Source organism: Providencia sp. wls1914 (genome assembly GCF_009706645.1).
Taxonomy (GTDB): domain Bacteria; phylum Pseudomonadota; class Gammaproteobacteria; order Enterobacterales; family Enterobacteriaceae; genus Providencia; species Providencia zhijiangensis.
Genome location: NZ_WLUN01000008.1, coordinates 73,284 through 94,547 on the forward strand (window position 1 = coordinate 73,284; position 21,264 = coordinate 94,547).

Annotated in this window: 10 protein-coding genes, 1 tRNA gene and 5 pseudogenes; 5 read left to right on the plus strand and 11 right to left on the minus strand. The window is 45.4% G+C overall.

Features of this window, described 5'->3' with window-relative positions; translation table 11 throughout:
• Positions 1-7 precede the first annotated feature (7 nt).
• The 9 genes and pseudogenes from GKR74_RS06505 to GKR74_RS06545 form a co-directional block, all read right to left on the minus strand.
• Positions 8-3,277 (minus strand): annotated as a pseudogene (locus GKR74_RS06505) (type I restriction endonuclease subunit R); the annotation flags it as partial.
• Between the two features lie 45 nt (positions 3,278-3,322).
• Positions 3,323-3,925: an SLATT domain-containing protein gene (locus GKR74_RS06510; RefSeq protein ID WP_099432994.1), complete on the minus strand. Its 603-nt coding sequence runs from the start codon at positions 3,923-3,925 to the stop codon at positions 3,323-3,325.
• Positions 3,915-5,213, minus strand: a pseudogene (locus GKR74_RS06515) (SMODS domain-containing nucleotidyltransferase). Before GKR74_RS06515 ends, GKR74_RS06510 begins: the two are co-directional and overlap by 11 nt.
• An 8-nt stretch (positions 5,214-5,221) precedes the next feature.
• Positions 5,222-5,455 carry a DUF2188 domain-containing protein gene (locus tag GKR74_RS06520; RefSeq protein WP_154602988.1) on the minus strand — a complete coding sequence of 78 codons (234 nt, stop codon included), beginning with the start codon at positions 5,453-5,455 and terminating at the stop codon, positions 5,222-5,224.
• Complete coding sequence (locus GKR74_RS06525; protein ID WP_154602989.1) at positions 5,455-6,699, minus strand: restriction endonuclease subunit S; 1,245 nt, start codon at positions 6,697-6,699, stop codon at positions 5,455-5,457. The genes GKR74_RS06520 and GKR74_RS06525 overlap by 1 nt, the downstream gene beginning before the upstream one ends.
• Positions 6,689-8,218 (minus strand): type I restriction-modification system subunit M, encoded by a 1,530-nt coding sequence (locus GKR74_RS06530; RefSeq protein WP_195848757.1) that lies wholly within the window; start codon positions 8,216-8,218, stop codon positions 6,689-6,691. Before GKR74_RS06530 ends, GKR74_RS06525 begins: the two co-directional genes overlap by 11 nt.
• 87 nt (positions 8,219-8,305) lie before the next feature.
• Positions 8,306-8,893 (minus strand): restriction endonuclease subunit S, encoded by a 588-nt coding sequence (locus GKR74_RS06535; RefSeq protein WP_230089130.1) that lies wholly within the window; start codon positions 8,891-8,893, stop codon positions 8,306-8,308.
• A gap of 548 nt (positions 8,894-9,441) precedes the next feature.
• Positions 9,442-10,713: a tyrosine-type recombinase/integrase gene (locus GKR74_RS06540; protein WP_154602991.1), complete on the minus strand. Its 1,272-nt coding sequence runs from the start codon at positions 10,711-10,713 to the stop codon at positions 9,442-9,444.
• 188 nt (positions 10,714-10,901) lie between these two features.
• Positions 10,902-10,986 (minus strand) — tRNA-Leu (locus tag GKR74_RS06545).
• Positions 10,987-11,405: 419 nt separating this feature from the next.
• Between GKR74_RS06545 and ampH the strand changes: the two are divergent.
• Both ampH and GKR74_RS06555 read left to right on the plus strand, forming a co-directional pair.
• Positions 11,406-12,629, plus strand: a pseudogene (ampH, locus tag GKR74_RS06550) (D-alanyl-D-alanine-carboxypeptidase/endopeptidase AmpH); the annotation flags it as partial.
• A gap of 225 nt (positions 12,630-12,854) precedes the next feature.
• Complete coding sequence (locus GKR74_RS06555; protein ID WP_154602993.1) at positions 12,855-13,355, plus strand: hypothetical protein; 501 nt, start codon at positions 12,855-12,857, stop codon at positions 13,353-13,355.
• 93 nt (positions 13,356-13,448) lie between these two features.
• Here GKR74_RS06555 and lptG read toward each other — a convergent pair whose 3' ends face one another.
• Together lptG and lptF are read right to left on the minus strand one after the other, a co-directional pair.
• Positions 13,449-14,525, minus strand: a complete 1,077-nt coding sequence (gene lptG / locus GKR74_RS06560; RefSeq protein WP_154602994.1) for an LPS export ABC transporter permease LptG — start codon at positions 14,523-14,525, stop codon at positions 13,449-13,451.
• Positions 14,510-15,622: pseudogene (lptF, locus tag GKR74_RS06565) on the minus strand (LPS export ABC transporter permease LptF). Before lptF ends, lptG begins: the two are co-directional and overlap by 16 nt.
• Before the next feature lie 276 nt (positions 15,623-15,898).
• Between lptF and pepA the strand changes: the two are divergent.
• From pepA to GKR74_RS06580, 3 genes and pseudogenes are all read left to right on the plus strand, one after another.
• Positions 15,899-17,410, plus strand: coding sequence for a leucyl aminopeptidase (pepA, locus tag GKR74_RS06570; RefSeq protein WP_036949149.1), 1,512 nt, complete (start codon positions 15,899-15,901; stop codon positions 17,408-17,410).
• 359 nt (positions 17,411-17,769) lie between these two features.
• Positions 17,770-18,231, plus strand: a pseudogene (locus tag GKR74_RS06575) (DNA polymerase III subunit chi).
• Between the two features lie 26 nt (positions 18,232-18,257).
• Complete coding sequence (locus tag GKR74_RS06580; RefSeq protein ID WP_195848758.1) at positions 18,258-21,128, plus strand: valine--tRNA ligase; 2,871 nt, start codon at positions 18,258-18,260, stop codon at positions 21,126-21,128.
• Positions 21,129-21,264 lie beyond the last annotated feature (136 nt).

The following is a 21,264-nucleotide window of genomic DNA, read 5'->3' on the forward strand; positions in this document are numbered from 1 at the left end:
CCCCACTCAAGCCCACACGAGTGATCTGAACAATCATCTCAACAATCTTCTTAGCCTGATCCATACCCCCACCAATGGCTTTGCACTCTTGGAACATTCGCGGCAGTAACTTTTTACGAATATCCGCTTCGATGTTCTGTGGGTTTATGGAGTTTTCCGCGACGGAGGTTTCTACCGCCTGGTCTATTTCAAAGGCAACTTTTATCCACTTATCCTGAACCTGGCTGTCAAGCACGGCCAAGGCCTCAGGAAGCACTTTCTTGAACACACCAAAATATGCCTGTGCATGACGATTACCAGTAAACGCATCGGGTATGTCGTTCAAGTGCCTATCTTGTACTTGCTCTTCAAATTCACGGAACAGCATATACTGCTTTAGAGGGTGATCGAACAGTTTTTCGGCCTCTTCAATGGCTTGGCGCAGCAACTTGGAAAACGCTTCCTGAGCATAGGGATCATCCCGTAACTCTTGCTCAATCATTCGGGTTACGCGCGTTTTGATAATGTCAGTTTCGTTGCGCGTTTTATCTTCGCTCCAGTCCTCAGGTTGTTGCTTTTTCCCCATTTTGCCCACTTCATACACGCCATCGGGTTCTTTAACCTCGACACCCACCACATGCTTATCTAGTAGCTTTTTTACCTGCTCAGCGTATTCGTCGTAGTCAATCCTCTCTCCCGCATCTTGTTGTACCATCTGGCGTAAGCTAGAGAATTGCTTTACCATTTCTTTGTAATGGAGTCGATCCTGGTCACTAAAGCTTTTGTCTTCAAAGAAGGTAGCTGATTGCAGCGCTACCTTCAAACAACTAGTAAAGGCAGTCAGGGCTTCGTAGAAGTCCTCACGCACTTTCAGGTGCACGTCAACCAGCTCGCCGCCGAACTCTTCAATCTTTGGTACCAGTACCTGGCGCAATTGCTCGATGTCGTTCTTATTCTTCACGCCATCGAATATGGCCCATAGCTGTTTATAAAGCTGTGGCAGGCGCTTGTACTCGGTACTCATCTGGTTGTAGAGGCCAGTAATATCATTGATGTCGTAACCGCCTTGGGTACGAGAGGCCAGATCCTGATATTTCTGAATGGTGGTATCCAGCTCGGCCAAAATGCCCCGATAGTCTATAAGTATGCCAAATTTTTTCTTCGGGTGCAGACGGTTTACCCGTGCAATCGCTTGGATCAGGTTGTGCTCTTTTAGGGGTTTGTCGATATACAGCACAGCGTTTTTCGGCTCATCAAAGCCTGTGAGCAACTTATCGACCACGATGAGTATCTTCAGTGAGTCATCTTTATCAAAGCGCTCTATCAAGTGTTTGGTGTAAGCCTGCTCATCCTGACTGCCTACGTTGTCCTTCCACCACTGGGTGACTTCTGGTGTGGTCGCCTCATCTACAGCGGTGTTGCCCTCACGGCTATCCGGCGGGCTCATCACGACGGCAGATTCAAACAAGCCTGCTTCGTCCAGATACTTTTTGTATTTGATAGCCGAGGCCTTGCTATCGCAAGCTAACTGGCCTTTCAAACCTTCATCGATATTCTTTACAAAGTGGTTGGCTATGTCCAAAGCAATCAAGCGAATGCGATCATCCGCACCATAAATTTGGCCTTTCTTGGCAAACTTGTGCTTTAAGTCGGCCTTTTGCTCTTCTGAAAGCCCTTCGGTAATACGCTCAAACCAACTGTCGATAGCACGTTCATTCACATCCAGGTCGGGAATACGCTCTTCGTACAGCAGCGGCGTCACTGTCTGATCTTCCACGGCGCGCTGCATGGTGTAAGCATGTACAATGGGGCCAAACTTATTTGTGGTCTTATCGTCTTTTAACAGTGGTGTGCCGGTGAAGGCGACAAAGGCAGCGTTAGGCAGAGCCTGCTTCATACGAATATGGTTTTCACCGCCCTGGCTGCGGTGGCCTTCATCAATCAGTACAATGATGTCAGAGCTGTTGTTTACACACTCTGGCATTTTGGTAGCGGTATTAAACTTCTGGATCAGTGAGAAGATAATTCGCTCCGTGCCTTTACCAATCTGTTCAGCCAAGCGTTTGCCTGATGTGGCCATAGCTGCTTCTTTGTCTTTTTTACCGGCGAGTTCACCGCCCGAGGCAAAGGTTTTGCTCAGCTGGGTTTCCAGGTCTACCCGGTCAGTCACCACCACGATACGGCATTGCTTCAGGCTTTCGTGCAGGATCAGCGCCTTACTTAAAAACACCATAGTAAATGACTTACCAGAACCCGTGGTGTGCCAGATTACACCGCCTTCACGGCCACCGGTGCTACTTCGGGTATTGATGCGTTCAATTAGGCGCTTGATACCAAATACCTGCTGATAACGGGCAATGATTTTGCCAGCCTTTTTATCGAACAAGGTGAAGTAACGGGTCATCTCCAGTAACCGGGAAGGGCTTAACAGACTTATCAGTAATTGATCCTGACCAGTCACAGCAATCTCCCCCGCAGCGGTCAAGCTCTGGTACCAATCCAGATCTTTGGCTGGGCGATGGCTGAATAAGCTTGCCAACTGTTCATCTTTGAGCGTTTTGTTTTTGGTAGCGTACATCTCGGCATCGGAGATATCTTCTTCACGCCAGGCGGCCCAAAACTTAGCGGGCGTGCCACTGGTACCATAACGGCCTTCATTTCCGTTTATGGACAGTAATATTTGGCTATAGGCAAACAATGACGGGATTTCATCATGTCGCTGGTTACGTAGGCTTTGCGAGATACCCTCGTCAATTGTCGGGCCTTTCTTGGAATTGCCATCCGGGCGCTTGGCCTCAATTACAACCAGAGGAATACCGTTAACAAAGCAGACAATATCGGGTCTGCGGCTTTCGACTCCGCTAGAACGGGTAACGGTAAATTCTTCGGTAAATACAAAGCTGTTATTGACTGGGTTTTGCCAGTCAATTAGTGCAATAGTCGGGCTGGCCTTTTTACCATCCACAAACTCAGTGACAGAGATGCCATACAGCAGGTGGTTGTACAGGCGCTCATTAGCAGTTAATAGGCCCTCGTTTAATGCTGGACTACACACCTCAGCAATCAGGTTGTCGATAGACTTTTCAGACAGCGGGTAGTTTTTACCAGCAAAGGTAAAAGTGCGCTTCTGGAGTTCTCTGCTTAGCACCTGGCGTAAAACAACTTCATCAACTTTACCACCGCGGGCGGCTAATGCGAGTTCAGGAGAGAGGAATGACCACCCTAGGTTGGTCAATAGCATCAGCGCCGGTAACTTTGCACTGTATTCTTCCTGAAATTTGGGTGTATATTGTGTCATTCGTTATCTCTCTTCAACCCCTGATACCCGAGGTGCAGCTTCGGGTTATGCTGTTGGTATACTGCAAATAATGGCCGTAATATCAGAAAAAAAGAAAACTGATCCAATAATTATTAAAAGTATTGTGAACCACAAAGATAGTGGCACTTTATCTCGCCAAAAACTAAAAGGGCGATACTCCCCGATCCAAGCGGTTTGCTGCTCCCAAAAAAACTTATAGTGAGCAAACCAGGTTGCAAACATTGGATGGTGTGAAGCGCAACAGGTGTTATAACGTTTCTCGATATCCTTAAGTATTTCTGATGCTTCTTGAGCTGACTTTGTATTTTCCTTTACTTCAGCCATTAAATGTTTTAATTCATTAAACAAATCTGTTAATACGATGCCTTTTTGCTCAAAATCACTTTTATCAGAATTCTTAAGACTGATGTAGAGTCCAACGATGCCTAAAACTAGCAGTGTACTCGACGCTAGCTTGGTTGAGAGTTCTGCAAATGCTAGAGCATACACACCAAAAGCCAGTGAAATAAAGCTGAGAAGGCCCGGAACTTTTTCAATCATTTCAAAGCTAGCAAAATGCAACTTTGCACTATAGCCAACGTTGTAACCAGTTTCTGAAATATGCTTAAGTAAATTATTATTTTCCATATACACCTCACTGAATCGGCACGTGAACTCTATCTTTCGCAACAACAACACCATTTTGAATGGCGTAGCATTCAACTATATGCTCCCCTGCAAAATCAGTTTTCTCTTGCTTTTCTCTAAAGCCTTTATCAATGACGATATCACCCCGAATGCAATCCCTGCTCTCAGCTTCCGCCCCTCGGTTTAAGACTTTCCATTTCAAAGTAAACTCACCCGGTACGTCTATTTCATCGACATAAAAGTTGAGTTGTTTCTTAGGGGAAAGCTTAAGCTTTCTGGAAAGCATAGTACGCAGCAAATCTACACGAAATCCGTCTTGCGAGACTTCACATTCGATTTTAAGATTGAAACGAATATCAAGCGGATACAAATCCTCGATAAACTGCTCAGTATCTTTGAAGGCTTTAGCAATAGATCTTGCTTCTGCCTTCGTAGCTGACGGGAAAGGTCTGCCAAAAACTTTTTTCCACTTTTTATTTGCTAAGTCATTTTCACCCGCTGCGATGGCATCGCAACATAAGTCATAAGTTTTTTTGGCTTTTCTTTGAAACTTGCTTTTTACATTTACTCGTTGATTACTGCCTAAGGCAAGGTAATAGTCCTTATTTGGCTCTTCGGACAAATAAAGGAAGAAATCTCGACACATCCGGTCATAAAATGCGGCTGACCGATTGTCATAATCCGTTCTGGATTTTAAAAAATTGTATGCCAGAGTATCAATTAAAAGTCCTCCCATCCCCTCGCCGTGCTTGTTTTTCCATGCTCTAGCCATTTTGCAAAGCTTGCGAAGATTCTTATTTTTTTGATCCACGAACTCTTTCATGGCTTTAATTTCATCGCGTGGCTTTGTTATTTTCCAGCTACCACCGTTGTATGTATCTGGGTACTTGAAACTACCATCATCTTGTTCAAATACTGGCTGAACTTCCACAATAAAATTCTTATACAGCACTTGAACAACCAAACGGTCTTTTTTAACTTCTGTGTTTGAATACCTAGCTTTTATCGCGTCACGCGTATCATCGAGTAACTTGGATTGTTTTCCGTCTTTATAGTTATTCCATTTAGAAGCTGGCATGATATAAAGCATATCTAGATCTGAAATGCCTTTAATGCCTGTCCAACGACCATAAGAACCAACCTGCAAACTATTGGCAGTTTTAGATTCCGTATCCCTAAATTTTTTGTTCAGTGCGGATGTAATTTCTTCATACTTAGAAGTAATTGACGTTCCGTTATCAATGGCCAAATTTTCCAAAAAATCAGTAAACATCTCCGAAGTAGTCATAAACGTCCTTATTTTTTATCTTTAGGCGGGTGAGGGTCATTCCCGTAGCTATTGCCAGCCCGGATTTTTCCGTCAGTGCCATGAATTTTTGTATCGGATTGCTGATTGCGAGCGATCTCTTCAGCAACTTCGATGGCTTCTTTTTGTGTTTTGGTGACCTTGGTCGCTTTTGAGTTACCTGCGCCTTTTACAGCCCACCCATTTGGATGTTTAACTACGTGTTGATTCTTACCTTTTGCCATTATACAAACTCCTTATCATCAATTTTTACTCTTCGCTTACCAGTCAGCAATTGCTGCATTAAGGCTTTCTTCTCTTGCTTTAAAGCATCGATCTTTTGTTGCAAAGCAGAGATTTCCTGATCGGCGGAGGACAGCACAGCCGCAATTTTTTGTTGTTCTTCCACATAGGGGTAGCTAAGTATGAAAGAGGATAAATCCCCCTGATTTATGGAAGGAACTGCACCTTCTTGTACAAACCTTGCGAAATCTATAGCTATAAGGAGCTGATACAGAAACTCAGTATCTGCTGCGCTAGATGGAGTTGCTGCCATCATGTTGTTATCAAGAATCGTCGGCCTTGAGAGAATTCTTCTTCTATTAAGAAGCAGAGCAGCACCAACCTTAGCAAAAACGATAGACCTTTCTGGAAAAGGTTTTGCTTTCATTAACTTCGCCGTTTCAATGCTCACCCAGTTATTCGAGTATTCAATGCTTCTTTCATTGCCAGGCAAGCTCATGTCACTAACTTTAATGAACGGCAACTCACCCTCCGATTGTCCTTGATACACTTCCTTGAACGCAGATCCACCTTTGAATACGCAAAGATCTCCAAGCCGACCGTGAATCCACTCCCCACTAAACTTAACCCCATTCTTATCCAACAGGCGTTTTTTGCCTGTGAGCAGTTGTTGCATCAGGGCTTTTTTCTGCTGTTGGCTATTGGCGAGCAGTTGTTCGGTGGTGGTGATGGCCTTATCCCAAGTGGAGAGGATTTTAGCGATTTTTTTTTGTTCGGAGAGTGGCGCCAAAGGGAAATCAATCGAATAAAAATCCTTATGATTCAGGTCCGGTATTGTACTTGCACCGGCTTTAGTTAGGAGCACGTGTTGAACTCTTGGTGAGCGCAAGTAATTAACTAGGAAAATACTATCTAACTCTTTTCTGTCGAAATCGATTAGAAAGAAGTTATTGTGGAAAGCTCCCTCAACCCCAGTAACAACAATTCCTGTATTTCCTGTCCTCGTCATCAGAACGTCATCAGATTTACATGTCACTCGCGCTGATGGCGATTCAACATACTCACGCCCCTGATTTTGACGATTAATTGACTGAATAGTTATATATTCTTGAGAGGCTACCGTTGGTTTAGTCAATCTTTCAGAAATTGCGATCTGTAGTCCTTGTCGAACTTTAGTAATTGCTCCAAATTTTACAGCTTTCCAATCTGGTGGTAATGTGCCCAGATCTGATGGTCTAATTCCCATAACCTAGCTCCTCCAGATACTTGGCCATCTCAATTTCCAGTGCCGTCAGTTGTTCTTTTAGCTGCTCACGCTCGGCACGTACCGCCATTAGGTCAATTTCTTCCTCTTCTTCAAAGGTATCGACGTAGCGCGGGATATTCAGGTTGTAGTCGTTATCGGCGATCTCTTTCAGGCTAGCAAGATAAGCATATTTATCGACGTTTTCTCCCCCTTTGTAGGTAGCGACGATCTTAGCAATATTCTCCTCACTGAGTTGGTTCTGATTTTTACCGGATTTAAACTCGTGTGAGGCATCAATAAACAGGACGTTGCCATCTACTTTTTCTTTTTTGAAAATCAGAATTGCTGCGGGAATACCTGTACCATAAAACAGTTTCTCAGGCAGCCCAATCACTGCATCCAATAGGTTTTCATCAATCAGTTTTTGGCGGATTTTTCCTTCACTGGAGCCACGAAATAGTACGCCATGAGGTACAACCACGCCCATTCGGCCTGTTTTTGGCTTCAGGGTTTCGATCATGTGCAGGATAAAGGCGTAGTCACCTTTGGTTTTTGGCGGTACGCCCCGGCGAAAACGACTGAATTTGTCGTGCTCGGCTTCGTCGTGACCCCATTTATCTAAAGAGAACGGTGGGTTGGCGGTGACGATATCAAACAGCATTAAGTCGCCGTTTTTATCCAGAAGCTTGGGATTGCGGATAGTGTCGCCCCATTCGATTTTGTGATTGTCTTCACCGTGCAAGAACATGTTCATCTTGGCCAGCGACCAGGTAGAGCCAATAGCTTCTTGTCCGTACAAGGCGTATTGCTTACTACCGTGATTCGCCACGACTTTGCGGCCACACTTCATTAGTAGAGAGCCAGAACCACAGGCAGGGTCGCAGATGCTGTCGCCCGGTTGCGGGTCTAGCAACTCGGTGATCAAGTCACTGACTTCTGGCGGGGTATAAAATTCACCGGCTTTCTGACCACCACTAGCGGCGAAGTTTTTAATCAGGTATTCGTAAGCATTACCGATCACATCCAGCATGCCGACACGGCTTGGTTTTAGGTTCAGTTCCGGCTTAGCAAAGTCTTCCAGTAGATGACGCAGAATGGTGTTCTTTTGCTTCTCTTCACCCAGTTTGTCGGTGTTAAAGCTGATGTCTTGGAACACACTTTTACCAGCGTCTTTGAGTTTGGTACCGTTGGCTTCTTCGATAGCGTGCAACGCCTGGTCGATGCGCTCACCATTGCCGGGTTCGTGACGGCGTTCGTACAGGGAGTAGAAACTGGCCGCTTTGGGCAGTACAAACCGCTCGTTTTTCATCATCTCTTCGATAAGTTCTGGCTCGTCACCGTATTCGGCCTTGTAACCATCGTAGTGATCCTGCCATACGTCTGAGATGTACTTGAGGAACAGCATGGTCAGGATGAAGTCTTTATAGGTGTCGGCGCTGATGGTACCGCGAAAGGTATCGCAGGCGTTCCACAGCGCTTTGTTGATGCTGTCTTGGTTAATTTTATCGGTACCGTTCATGGCTGTATCGTTCATCCATTGCTTCCTTTTAGTGGGGCCAATTAGTGACTGGCCCGGTTCAAGTCTTAAATGCTTTATGCTAGCTGTTTAATGACCATGCGCTTGGTATAAGTCGTTAGCGATTGAGCCCATCATGCGCTTGCCGTTATTTACTAGCCTCTGTATCAGCCTTTGCTCTTCGCCCAAGATGTTGGCCATCTCAATGATTGCTCGCTGCTTGGCAAGTGTCGGAACAACGACAGGTGCATCTTCCAACACACTGCGGCGAATGCTTTTTGTTAAAGTGCCTTCGGCATTCTGCTCAAAATAACGCTGAGCCGGTACCTGATTCAGTAGCCAAACCATAAATTCAGGCAGAATGTCTTTCTTCTTCAGGCTGATTACAAAAAAATGTGGCGCGGCAACGGCCTGTTTACCTGTGGTAGCCAATAACTGATCCACCTGTATGGCGTAGTTATGGCTGCCTCGGGCGGCCACTAAAATATCACCCGTGGTGAGGTAGTCGGGTTCACGCTTGCCGGGGAGCATGGTTTCCAAACAGTCTGACCAGCAAATCCCGTCGGTTAGCGAGATATCCTTCATCTGAACCGCGACCACAGCAGAGCCTGGCACTTCAGGGATTTTACCCCGAAATGGATAACCCGCATTGATGGTTGCTATCTGTTTGAGCTTCACATCCTCACCCTCTTCATCGTCAATGATGTAAAAATAATCTATTAATCCTAGTTAAATGTCAAGATAAAACTGCATCATCGATGTTAATGCAAAAAAAATGGCGCAAATATACATAAAGTGAGATTGTCGAGCATGAAATAAAGACCATTGAGTACCGAAATGAGAACTGGGTAAGTAATTTACCTCTTATATGGCTGAAATGGCGCCAGTTTGATGCATTGGAAATGAATTCATTCCTAGAACACTGCTATAAAGAGCTGTATCGCGTTCCTAAACGAGCTACTTGGTCTAACCATTGGAGAGATGTCTCTGTCAAGACGCTATAATCAATATCCCTTCCAACTACAGCTTGAGCTTGCATCATTTCCCTACCTCATATACTGAACATTGTTATAATTAGCACGGTTCGTATTTTTACCGGTACAAGCAGGCTGGTTTCTCATCCGCTCTGGGTTATAGATTTTTTCATGCCGTATCATACTTACCAAATGACGGAAACCAAGCCCTGCTAGCTTTCATTTATTCCCCCAACAACTTAATAATCTAATTTAAATTGCCTTTAATGAGTCACTCAACTTAGCAAAACTAAAAGGCGAAACTTCCTTCACTCTATTCGCATCCAGATAATCAGCCCACCATTGCACCATTAGCCGCCTTTCCTCAATATGCTCAGCCTTATGAATATAAGCAGCCCTTACCGAGTTGCGCTCTTGGTGGCTCATCTGCCTTTCTACTGCATCCTTCGACCATAGCCCTGACTCAATCAACGAACTACACGCCATTGTTCTAAAACCATGCCCACAAACTTCCGTCTTAGTATCATAGCCCATCACACGTAATGCGTTGTTTACCGTATTTTCACTCATTGGTTTTCTAGGGTTATGATCGCCGATAAAGATCAGTTCGTGGTTACCGCTGAATTGATAGATTTGCTTTAAGATCTCAATAGCTTGTCGGCTTAAAGGGACTAAATGGGGGGTACGCATTTTTGATCCGCGATGTGAGTGTTTAACCCCTTCTATCACTTCGCGTTCAGCAGGGATCGTCCACATGGCATTTTCAAAATCGATTTCATCCCAACGGGCGAAACGCAGTTCACTAGAACGAATGAAGACTAACAAGGTAAGTTTGACAGCAAGTTTAGTTAAAGGTCTTCCCTTATAATCATCGATGCGTTGTAAGAACTCAGGTAAGCGTTTAAGTTCTAATGCAGCTCTATGGACTCGTTTACCAGTGGCAACTGCACCAGCCATATCTTGCGCTGGGTTATAGTCGATTAAACCACTTTGTACGGCATAACGCATTATGGCTGTCACACGTTGTTGTAGACGTGCCGCCACTTCAAGACGTCCAGACATCTCCACGGCTTTAATCGGTTCGAGGAGGTCGCGAGTTTTTAGTTCGGCAATATTACGTTTACCGATAGCAGCAAAGATATTGTCTTCAAGGCTTTTGAGGACTCGATGGCTATGTCCTTCGGACCACTTCTTGTTGGTTGCGTGCCAATCACGAGCGACTTTCTCAAAGGTATTGAATTCCTTTTGCTGTTCTTCTTTTACTTCTTTGCGTTTTTCGCTTGGATCAAAACCATTAGCAATTAACTTTCTGGCGGCATCTCTTTTCTCTCTGGCTTCTGCAAGCGATATGTCAGGATAAACACCCAGAGCCAACATTTTTTGCTTACCACCAAAGCGATACTGCAAACGCCAATATTTTGAGCCGTTGGTATGTACCATCAAGTGCATACCATCACCGTCTGTTAATTTATACGATTTATCCAAAGGCTTGGCAGCCCTGACTTTAGCATCAGTAAGAGCCATGATTTATCTCCTTCTGTTGGTACAAACTATTATCGAATCGAGAGATACCAACACATATACCAACAGCAGGTACTTGATGTGGGTTGACCTTAGTATACTTGGGAAGACTGAAAAGTGGGGAAAAGCCTTGTAAAACTGGGATTTCAGATACAAAAAAAGACGTCAGTTGACGTCTCTTGATGTTCTTATGGTGCCGAAGGCCGGACTCGAACCGGCACACCCGAAGGCGGTTGATTTTGAATCAACTGCGTCTACCAATTCCGCCACTCCGGCACGAAGTGATGTGTTTCTTGGAAAACGCTGCCATTATACTTGCCTGATGCCGACTGGCAACATTTATCTTGAACAATCAGATTGTTCGATTAAAAAAAAAGCACCTGAAAAAATCTTTCCATAAAAAGCCCAATATCCCCTGTTATGTTCAACAACATTTGAATATCTATGCTAATTTTCCTAAGAGTATTTTCATTGTCTTAACCCTTGGGTGACTGGCGACAAAGCGTAATTTTTGTTAGTTTATCCGCACTCTTATGTAAAATTATAAAGGCATATTTTATGGGCTTTGTTGGATGGATAGCCACTGGTCTGGTTATTGGCATCTTAATTGGTGTCGTCATGAAAATTTTCTCAAAGAAAAAATAAATATTGGCTGAAAAGCCTTTTATAAACAATCATATCGGCTGGCTTCAAACATGAAGAAAACATTTCTTAAAATTTTGTCGGTATCCGCACTCTCTGCGGCATTGATGGCCTGTTCCTCAACGACAGAAAAAACCGCGCAAAGCTCACCAAGTGGCATGCTTGCAGGTAACTCCGAGTGGCAAATATTCGAAGGCGATAGAAGAACTTACGAGCGTGTCACCAAAATCGTCGATATGTATGCGAATCGAATTTATAACGAAAGCGATGCCCGAGGCATGGCCATTATCGTTATTGATAACAACCAAACCCTCGCTCGCTATTATGGTGAAACCGCGCCGGGTAATGGACAAAAACCGGGCCCTAACTCCCTGATCCGCATTGCTTCTGTTAGCAAATTAATGACCAGCGAAATCTTAATTAAGCTGGAGCAAGATAAAAAATTAGCGATCACCGACCCGCTACAGCAATACAGCTACAACGGCGTCACAGTTCCAGATAACAACAGCGGGCAACCTATCCGACTGTATCATTTAGCGAGCCATACCAGTGGGTTACCTCGCGAACAACCGGGTGGGAAATGGGGTCGCCCTGTCTTTATCTGGCCAACCCAAGAGAACCGTTGGACATGGCTGAAAACCGGTAAACTCGACTTTACACCGGGCACTGAAGCGGCTTATTCCAACCTCGCCTATGATTTACTCGCCGATGCGATGGTGAAAGCGACGGGGCAGTCATACCCGCAATTGTTCAGCAAATACGTGACATCTCCGGCAAAAATGACGGATACCACCTATACCCCAAGCAAAGGTCAATGCGCCCGATTAATGGAAGGCACCAAGCCAAGCCCTTGCCATAACACCCTTGCAGCAGCAGGAAGCGGTGGTGTGTATTCCACACCGGCAGATATGCAAAAGTGGATGCAGCAATTTTTATCCACGGATAATAACCTACGTAAAGCGACCGCAGCCCGCGAACAAGGAATTTTCTTCCCACGAGAAAAGCTGTTAGATGCCAAAGGGATGGACGTGGCAGGTTATGCTGATGGCCTAGGTCTTGGCTGGGTGTATATGAAGCCTAAAAACGGCATTCCGGGGATCTACCAGAAAACCGGAGGCGGCGGCGGATTTAATACCTATATGGCGATGATCCCACAGCAAAATATTGCGGTATTCGTGGTGATGACCCGTAAAGATGGCAGTAAGTTCAGTAAGTTAACCGCCGGTGTGAATGATATGGTTGCTTCGTTATCGTCTAACCATGCGTATGGGAAAAATTGAAAGGGTACCGCCGACGCAATTAATGCACTGGCGAGTTATACCCCTACCCTAAAACGCGGATTTGTGCGCTTGGTGACATTTATCGTGACAACTGCCTGAGCCCTTCAGGCAGTTTTTTATTCTGCCGCTCTTTCTGATAGACGGCTGCTTTTTATGCAATATTTTAGTGTGACCTTTAGCTACTCTTAGGCCTTCTTACTCATAATTAGCGAAGGAACTAAGATGAAAATTATCCCATTTTCCATCCACAACATATTACGCCCCAGCTCCGTAAAATCAGGAACGGCCACGGCTTCTGAATTAGTAAAGCAACTCAGAAATGTATTTAATCATCAAGCTGCCTTTCCACAACCTAAAAAACCAGACTATGTCGAAATCGATCTTTCAAGGCTGGTTAATGAGAAAGCGGATGATCCGAACATTGAAGCAACCGCTGAGTATAAAAAACTATTCGCAGATACCATGAACGAAGCAAAGCAATCATTCATCCAAGCGACCTGGAAAAATGCTTATAGGATTGAAAAATCATACAGTGCAAATGGCGGTTCGTTCTCTTATGCACAACAGATTGCCAACAAAAGTGGAAAAAACGTGATTGGCATTATCGGTGAATATACCTCTCAGACGGAACAAAAAAGTATCCAGCATGTATTATTTAAGCCACAAGGAAAAATTCAATCGATGCTGAGTAATTTCGGTAATTTTATCCTCAGCATAAAGTGAGTATGGTCTTGGTATGGAGACTTGCCATCAACAATAAAAAAGGCTGTAAAATCATTCGATTCTACAGCCTTTTTTCAATTTAAAGGGAATGGACTATTTTCGTTTAACCAACAAGAAGATACTCACGCCCAAGAACAGTACGCTCGGCAGCGCTGCCGCCAGCACTGGCGGAATGGAATAGACCAAACTCCAGTTACCAAAGCCTTGGTTTAAGATGTAGAACAAGAAGCCGCCCACAATCCCTGAAATCACACGCACGCCCATTGGAACCGTACGCAGAGGCCCGAAGATAAAGGAAACCGCCATCAACATCATGACTGCCGCAGAAAGTGGCGCTAAGATTTTTTGCCACATACTCAGCTGATAAACCGAAGCAACTTGCCCGCTCTCTTTCAAATAGGTGATGTACTGATACAGGCCACGAATTGAAAGTGAATCCGCATTCAGGGAAACGATACCTAATTTCTCTGGGGTTAAATTGGTTTTCCAATCATAGGTTAAACGCTGTGAGCCCGTGATTTTTTGCTGGCTACCCAAGATAGATTCTTGAACTTGGGATAACACCCACAGCTTTTTATCCGCATCATAAGTTCCGCGAGCGGCAAACATCACAGACTGTAATTTGCGATGGTCATCGAAGCGATAAATAGAAACATCTTGGATGGTGCTCGCATCTTTAATGCGCTGGATATAGATAAAGTCATGGGCATCTTTTGCCCACATACCTGAATCCGTAACCACCAAAGAACTACCAACAATTTTCTCTGCACGGTAGTTACGCGCCCACTGCTCGCCCGCAGGTGCAATCCACTCCCCCATGATCATCGTAACGATAACCAATGGGATCGCTGTTTTCATCACGGACATCGCGATTTGCAAACGGGTAAAACCCGACGCTTGCATAACCACCAGCTCACTGCGGGAAGCTAATGCACCTAACCCCAGCAATGCGCCCAATAATGCCGCCATTGGGAAGAAAACATCGATATCTTTGGGAACGGTTAATAAGGTGAAAACCCCTGCGCTCATCGCCGTGTAATCACCGTCACCCACTTTGCGAAGCTGCTCGACAAATTTGATGATCCCTGAAAGGGAAACCAACAAAAACAGCGTCATCAAAATCGAATTGAGGATGGTTCGACCGATATACCTATCTAAAACACCAAACATCAGGCAACCCCTCTGGTCAACTTAGCACGCACTTTGCGCATTGGTACGGTATCCCATAAATTCAGTATCACTGCTAATAGCAAGTAACCGAAGTTAACCGCCCACATCGCATATTTAGGGTCGACATCCCCCTTGTCTGCGCTATTACGTAACGTACTTTGTAATAAGAAGAAAATCAGGTACAGCAGCATGGCTGGGATCATACTGAGTACGCGCCCTTGACGAGGGTTCACTTCACTCAGCGGCACGACCATCAACGCCATCACGACCACAGAGAACACAATGGTTAGACGCCAGTGGAATTCAGCATTGACCTCAGGATTACTTTCATTCCACAGCTGCATCATGGTTTTTTGTTCCACTTTATCCGTACTGACATCCGTGGCTTTATGGTCAACAACGGCTTGGTAATTCACGAAGTCAGTGATGCGGAAATCTCTCAGCATTGCGGTGCCTTCGTAGCGAGTACCTTGGTCTAGCACCACCATCTGGCGGCCATATTCGTCTTCTTTCATATAACCGCTATCCGCAACCACAACGGAAGGACGTTGTTCGTTGGCAGTACGCAACTGAGCTAAGAAAACATTTTTAAAATCATTGCCTTTAACTTCACCGATATACAACACAAAATTGCCATCTTTGGTGGTTTTAAACTGCCCTTCCACCATCGCCGCTAAACCGGGGTTGGCTTTTGCATCCGCCAACACTTGCTCTTGATACTGAGATGACCAAGGCAACATCCAAGTAATATTGGCAACGGCGACTAAGGCGGTTAATGCGGCAAGTACCAGCGCCGCTTTCACAAGCACACTTTTACCCAGACCGCAGGCATGCATCACAGTAATTTCGCTTTCTGTGTACAATTTGCTGTAAGTCATCAATAGCCCAAGAAATAGGCTTAAAGGTAAGATAAGTTGCGCCATCTCCGGCACACCTAATCCTAATAATGGAAGAACTAAATTCGAAGGAATATTCCCCTGAACAGCGGCACCTAAGATGTCGATGGACTTTTGACTAAAAAAGATAAGCAGCAGGACAAAAAGTATCGCCAGCTGGCTTTTCAGGGTTTCCCGAACCAAATATCGAATAATGATCACGCTTATTACGCCTGTGAAAACTTGTCTTTTGGGATGAAAATGGCTAAGTTCGTTCTATGACAGCCATTTACTAAAATATACTCTGGTTTATTGTTTGGCTAGAATGATATAAAAGCATTATCTATACTAAGTGCTATATCGGAATATGCTTAATATAAGCGAAACTAGGTATTTGCTCAATTTAACACAAAGAGTTCATTCTCTATAAGCCAGATCATGCGAAAGGCTAATTTTAACTGGAGCATCGACCTTTGTCTTTAAGATTCAGGAGAACGCATGGAGTTTAGTGTAAAAAGTGGTAGCCCGGAAAAACAACGTAGTGCTTGTATCGTTGTCGGAGTCTTTGAACCACGCCGTCTGTCCCCTATCGCTGAACAGCTGGACAAAATTAGTGACGGATATATCAGCGCCCTGCTGCGCCGCGGTGAGCTTGAAGGTAAAGTAGGTCAATCCTTGCTGCTGCATCATGTGCCTAACGTTCTATCTGAGCGTATTTTACTGATCGGTTGCGGTAAAGAACGTGAACTCGATGAGCGTCAATTTAAACAAATCATTCAGAAAACGATCAGCACTCTGAATGAAACTGGCTCAATGGAAGCCGTTTGTTTCTTGACTGAGTTACATGTAAAAGGTCGCAATAACTACTGGAAAGTTCGCCAAGCAGTTGAAACAGCGAAAGAGTCCCTGTATGTCTTCGATCAACTGAAAAGCAACAAAACCGAACACCGCCGTCCACTGCGTAAACTGGTCTTCAATGTACCAACACGCCGTGAACTGACTAGCGGTGAACGTGCTATCGCCCACGGTTTAGCTATCGCCTCTGGCGTTAAAGCGGCTAAAGACTTGGGTAATATGCCGCCAAATATCTGTAACGCTGGCTATTTAGCGTCACAAGCTCGTCAACTGGCAGACATTTCTGACAGCAAACTGACCACTCGCGTGATCGGTGAAGAGCAAATGAAAGAGCTGGGCATGAATGCGTACTTAGCAGTGGGTCAAGGTTCTCAAAATGAATCTCTGATGTCCATCATGGAGTACAAAGGCAATCCAGATCCAGAGTGCAAACCAATTGTCCTCGTCGGTAAAGGTTTAACCTTCGACTCAGGCGGTATTTCTATCAAGCCCGCTGATGGCATGGATGAGATGAAATACGACATGTGCGGTGCAGCGACCGTTTACGGTGTTATGCGCTTTATCACTGATCTGCAACTGCCAATTAACGTCGTCGGTGTACTGGCTGGCTGTGAAAACATGCCAGGTGGACATGCATATCGTCCGGGTGACGTTCTAACCACTATGTCTGGTCAAACTGTTGAAGTGTTAAACACGGATGCGGAAGGTCGTTTAGTCCTGTGTGATACCCTGACTTACGTTGAGCGTTTCGATCCAGAACTGGTTATCGATATCGCCACATTAACAGGCGCATGTGTGATTGCTTTAGGTAGCCACTACACTGGTTTAATGTCCAACCACAACCCACTGGCTCACGAGCTGTTAAATGCTTCAGAGCAAGCTGGCGACCGTGCTTGGCGCTTACCGTTAGCTGACGAATACTATGAGCAAATCAGCTCTAACTTTGCTGATTTAGCGAACACGGGTGGTCGTCCGGGTGGTGCTATTACCGCAGGCTGCTTCTTAGCACGCTTTACGGGTAAATATAACTGGGCTCACTTGGATATCGCTGGTACTGCATGGCGTTCAGGCAAAGCTAAAGGAGCAACCGGTCGTCCGGTTTCTATGTTAGCTCAGTTCTTACTGAACCGCGCTGGCTTAAATGGTGACGAGTAATTTCGATTACGATTAAAAATCGCCATTGATTAAGTTGTTATTATAATATCCCGATGAGCAGGCTCTGCGATTCGGGATATTGTTTTTAAGCAACAAGCAGTTAGGTCACACTCACCACACCATTTTGAGGCTGTGGTAAAAGCGAGTATAATTCAGCGCAGATTTAATCTTGCTTTAGGTCAGCGAAAGAACACAACCAACACTCCTGCAAATTGATGGGTAGCAACTCGCGCTATACCCTAAATAATTCAGTTTGTAGGTAGGCGGCAAGTGATTGAGACCTTGGGAGCATACATAAGTATGTGACCGAGGCGAGAGAGCGTAGCCAACACCCCTACAAATTGAAGTATGACGGGTATATGAAAAAAGGTACGTTTTACCAACTACAACAGCCCTCCCCACAAGCGGAATACGAAGCCCACGAATGGCTCGCTTGTGAACTTGCTGCACAAGCGTGGCGCAACGGAAAACGCATTCTGATTGCCTGCGAGGATCAGCTGCAAGCTGAAAAAATGGATGAGGCGCTTTGGCAACGGGATCCTCACCAGTTTGTACCCCACAATTTGGCGGGGGAAGGCCCTCGTTATGGTTCGCCGATCGAAATTTGCTGGCCAAATAAACGCAGCAATACACCTCGCGATATCCTGATTAATTTACAAAGCCAATTCGCAGATTTTGCAACGGCTTTCCATGAAGTGATAGACTTCGTGCCTATCGATGAAACTTTAAAACAGTTGGCGCGTGACCGGTATAAAACTTACCGGAGCGTCGGCTTCAATTTGACCATGGCGACGCCGCCAACTTACTGAACACAAAGATAAAAATGGAAAAGAAACCAGACAACGCAATGATCGAGCCATCCCTCGACAAAACTTATAACCCAGCGGAAATCGAACAGTCCCTGTATACCCACTGGGAAAAAAGCGGTTACTTCCGTCCGAACGGTGATACCTCAAAAGACAGTTTCTGCGTCGTGATCCCACCGCCGAACGTCACAGGTAGCCTGCACATGGGTCACGCCTTCCAACAAACCATTATGGATACCATGATCCGTTACCAGCGTATGCAAGGGAAAAACACCCTATGGCAGACGGGTACTGACCACGCGGGTATCGCAACTCAAATGGTGGTTGAGCGTAAAATTGCGGCTGAAGAAGGTAAAAACCGCCATGACTACGGTCGTGATGCGTTCATCGACAAAATCTGGGAATGGAAAGCGGAATCTGGCGGCACTATCTCTCAACAAATGCGCCGTTTAGGTGACTCTGTTGACTGGGATCGCGAACGCTTCACCATGGACGAAGGCTTATCTAAAGCCGTTAAAGAAGCTTTCGTTCGTATGTACAAAGAAAATTTAATCTATCGCGGCAAGCGTCTGGTTAACTGGGATCCGAAACTGCACACCGCAATTTCTGATCTAGAAGTTGAAAACCGCGAAGTTAAAGGTTCTATGTGGCACCTGCGTTATCCGCTGGCTGACGGCGCGAAAACCGCTGAAGGGAAAGACTATTTAGTGGTTGCGACCACGCGTCCAGAAACCATGCTGGGTGATACCGGTGTGGCCGTTAACCCTGAAGATCCACGCTATAAAGATTTAATTGGCAAAGAAATTATCCTGCCAATCGTCAATCGCCGCATTCCAATCGTAGGTGATGAACACGCCGATATGGAAAAAGGCACCGGCTGCGTGAAAATCACCCCAGCCCATGACTTCAACGACTACGAAGTCGGTAAACGTCACCAACTGACCATGATCAACATGATGGACTTAGATGGTAACGTTCGTAACGAAGCGGAAGTGTTCGACACCAACGGCAACCCGTGCACCGATTACAGCAGCGAAATTCCAGCAGCCTACCGTGGCATGGAGCGTTTCGCAGCGCGTAAAGCTATCGTCGCTGAATTTGAACAATTAGGTTTACTGGTCGAAGTCAAACCTCACGATTTAACCGTACCTTACGGTGACCGTGGTGGCGTGGTTATCGAGCCAATGCTGACTGACCAATGGTACGTGCGCACCGCGCCTTTAGCAAAAGACGCTATCAAAGCCGTTGAAGATGGTCGCATTCAATTCGTTCCGCGCCAATACGAAAACATGTATTTCTCTTGGATGCGTGATATCCAAGACTGGTGTATTTCTCGTCAATTATGGTGGGGTCACCGTATTCCTGCTTGGTATGACGACAAAGGCAATGTTTACGTGGGTCGTGATGAAGACGAAGTTCGCCGCGAAAATAACTTAGGTGCCGATGTAGCACTGCGCCAAGATGACGACGTATTAGATACATGGTTCTCTTCCGGTCTGTGGACATTCTCAACCTTAGGCTGGCCAGAAAATACCGATGCGCTGAAAACTTTCCATCCAACGGATGTATTAGTTAGTGGCTTCGATATTATTTTCTTCTGGATTGCCCGTATGATCATGATGACCATGCATTTCATTAAAGATGAAAATGGCGAACCTCAAGTTCCGTTTAAAACCGTGTATATGACTGGACTTATCCGCGATGAAGAAGGTCAGAAAATGTCTAAATCCAAAGGGAACGTTATCGACCCACTGGATATGATCGACGGTATTTCATTGGAAGCCTTACTGGAAAAACGTACTGGCAACATGATGCAGCCACAACTGGCTGAGAAAATTGCTAAGCGTACTCGTAAAGAGTATCCAGACGGCATTGAAGCACACGGTACTGATGCCCTGCGCTTTACCTTAGCGGCGCTGGCATCAACGGGTCGCGATATCAACTGGGATATGAAACGTCTGTCCGGTTACCGTAACTTCTGTAATAAATTATGGAATGCGAGTCGCTTCGTTCTGATGAACACCGAAGGCCAAGATTGCGGTCAAAACGGTGGCGAAATGAGCTTCTCATTGGCTGATCGCTGGATCATGGCGCAGTTCAACCAAACCGTGAAAGCGTACCGTGAAGCGTTAGATACTCACCGTTACGATATCGCAGCAGGTATTCTGTATGATTTCACCTGGAATGAATTCTGTGACTGGTACTTAGAGCTATCTAAACCTGCGGTTCATAAAGGTAATGAAGCCCAAGTTCGTGCGGCGCGTTTCACCCTGATTGAAGTACTGGAAGGTTTACTGCGTCTGGCTCACCCAATCATTCCATTTATCACCGAAACCATCTGGCAGCGCGTGAAAGTGGTGAAAGGGATTGAAGCTGACACCATCATGCTGCAAGCGTTCCCAGAGTTCGATGCCGCGAAAGTGGATGAGCTGGCACTGAGCGATTTAGAGTGGATTAAAGAAACTATCGTAGCTGTACGTAATATTCGTGCAGAAATGAATATCGCTCCGGGTAAACCACTGGAAGTTATGCTGCGTAGCACCTCTGCGGATGTGGCTCGCCGTGTGACTGAGAACGAAAACTTCCTTCGTTCAATGGCGCGTTTAGCAAGCATTCGCGTACTGGCTGAAGGCGAAGAAGCCCCAGTTTCTGTGACTAAATTAGTTGCAGGTGCTGAAGTGCTGATCCCAATGGCAGGACTGGTTGATAAAGATGCTGAGCTGGCTCGTTTAGATAAAGAGCTAGAAAAAGTGGTAAAAGAAATTGATACCATCGAAAGCAAGCTGGCAAACGAAGGTTTTGTGAGCCGTGCTCCTGCTGCCGTGGTTGAGAAAGAGCGTGCGCGTTTAGCGGAAAATATCGAAGCAAAAGCGAAGATTGAAGCGCAAAAAGTGACTATCGCCTCTTTATAATCATTAAGCTTTAAATCTCTAGCCCTGACTCGTCGCCGATGAGTTAGGGCTTTTTTGTATCTGGGTGTTGAAAAGCTTTATCACATGCTCAATATCATAATTATTGCACCAGTAAATAGTGCAATTAAAAATATAA

What these genes read in the sequence shown, in the direction of transcription:
- GKR74_RS06510 (WP_099432994.1), bottom strand. Translation starts at nt 3,925, where the DNA reads ATGGAAAATAATAATTTACTTAAGCATATTTCAGAAACTGGTTACAAC.
- GKR74_RS06520 (WP_154602988.1), bottom strand. Translation starts at nt 5,455, where the DNA reads ATGGCAAAAGGTAAGAATCAACACGTAGTTAAACATCCAAATGGGTGG.
- GKR74_RS06525 (WP_154602989.1), bottom strand. Translation starts at nt 6,699, where the DNA reads ATGGGAATTAGACCATCAGATCTGGGCACATTACCACCAGATTGGAAA.
- GKR74_RS06530 (WP_195848757.1), bottom strand. Translation starts at nt 8,218, where the DNA reads ATGAACGGTACCGATAAAATTAACCAAGACAGCATCAACAAAGCGCTG.
- GKR74_RS06540 (WP_154602991.1), bottom strand. Translation starts at nt 10,713, where the DNA reads ATGGCTCTTACTGATGCTAAAGTCAGGGCTGCCAAGCCTTTGGATAAA.
- GKR74_RS06555 (WP_154602993.1), top strand. Translation starts at nt 12,855, where the DNA reads ATGAAAATTATCCCATTTTCCATCCACAACATATTACGCCCCAGCTCC.
- lptG (WP_154602994.1), bottom strand. Translation starts at nt 14,525, where the DNA reads ATGTTTGGTGTTTTAGATAGGTATATCGGTCGAACCATCCTCAATTCG.
- pepA (WP_036949149.1), top strand. Translation starts at nt 15,899, where the DNA reads ATGGAGTTTAGTGTAAAAAGTGGTAGCCCGGAAAAACAACGTAGTGCT.
- GKR74_RS06580 (WP_195848758.1), top strand. Translation starts at nt 18,258, where the DNA reads ATGATCGAGCCATCCCTCGACAAAACTTATAACCCAGCGGAAATCGAA.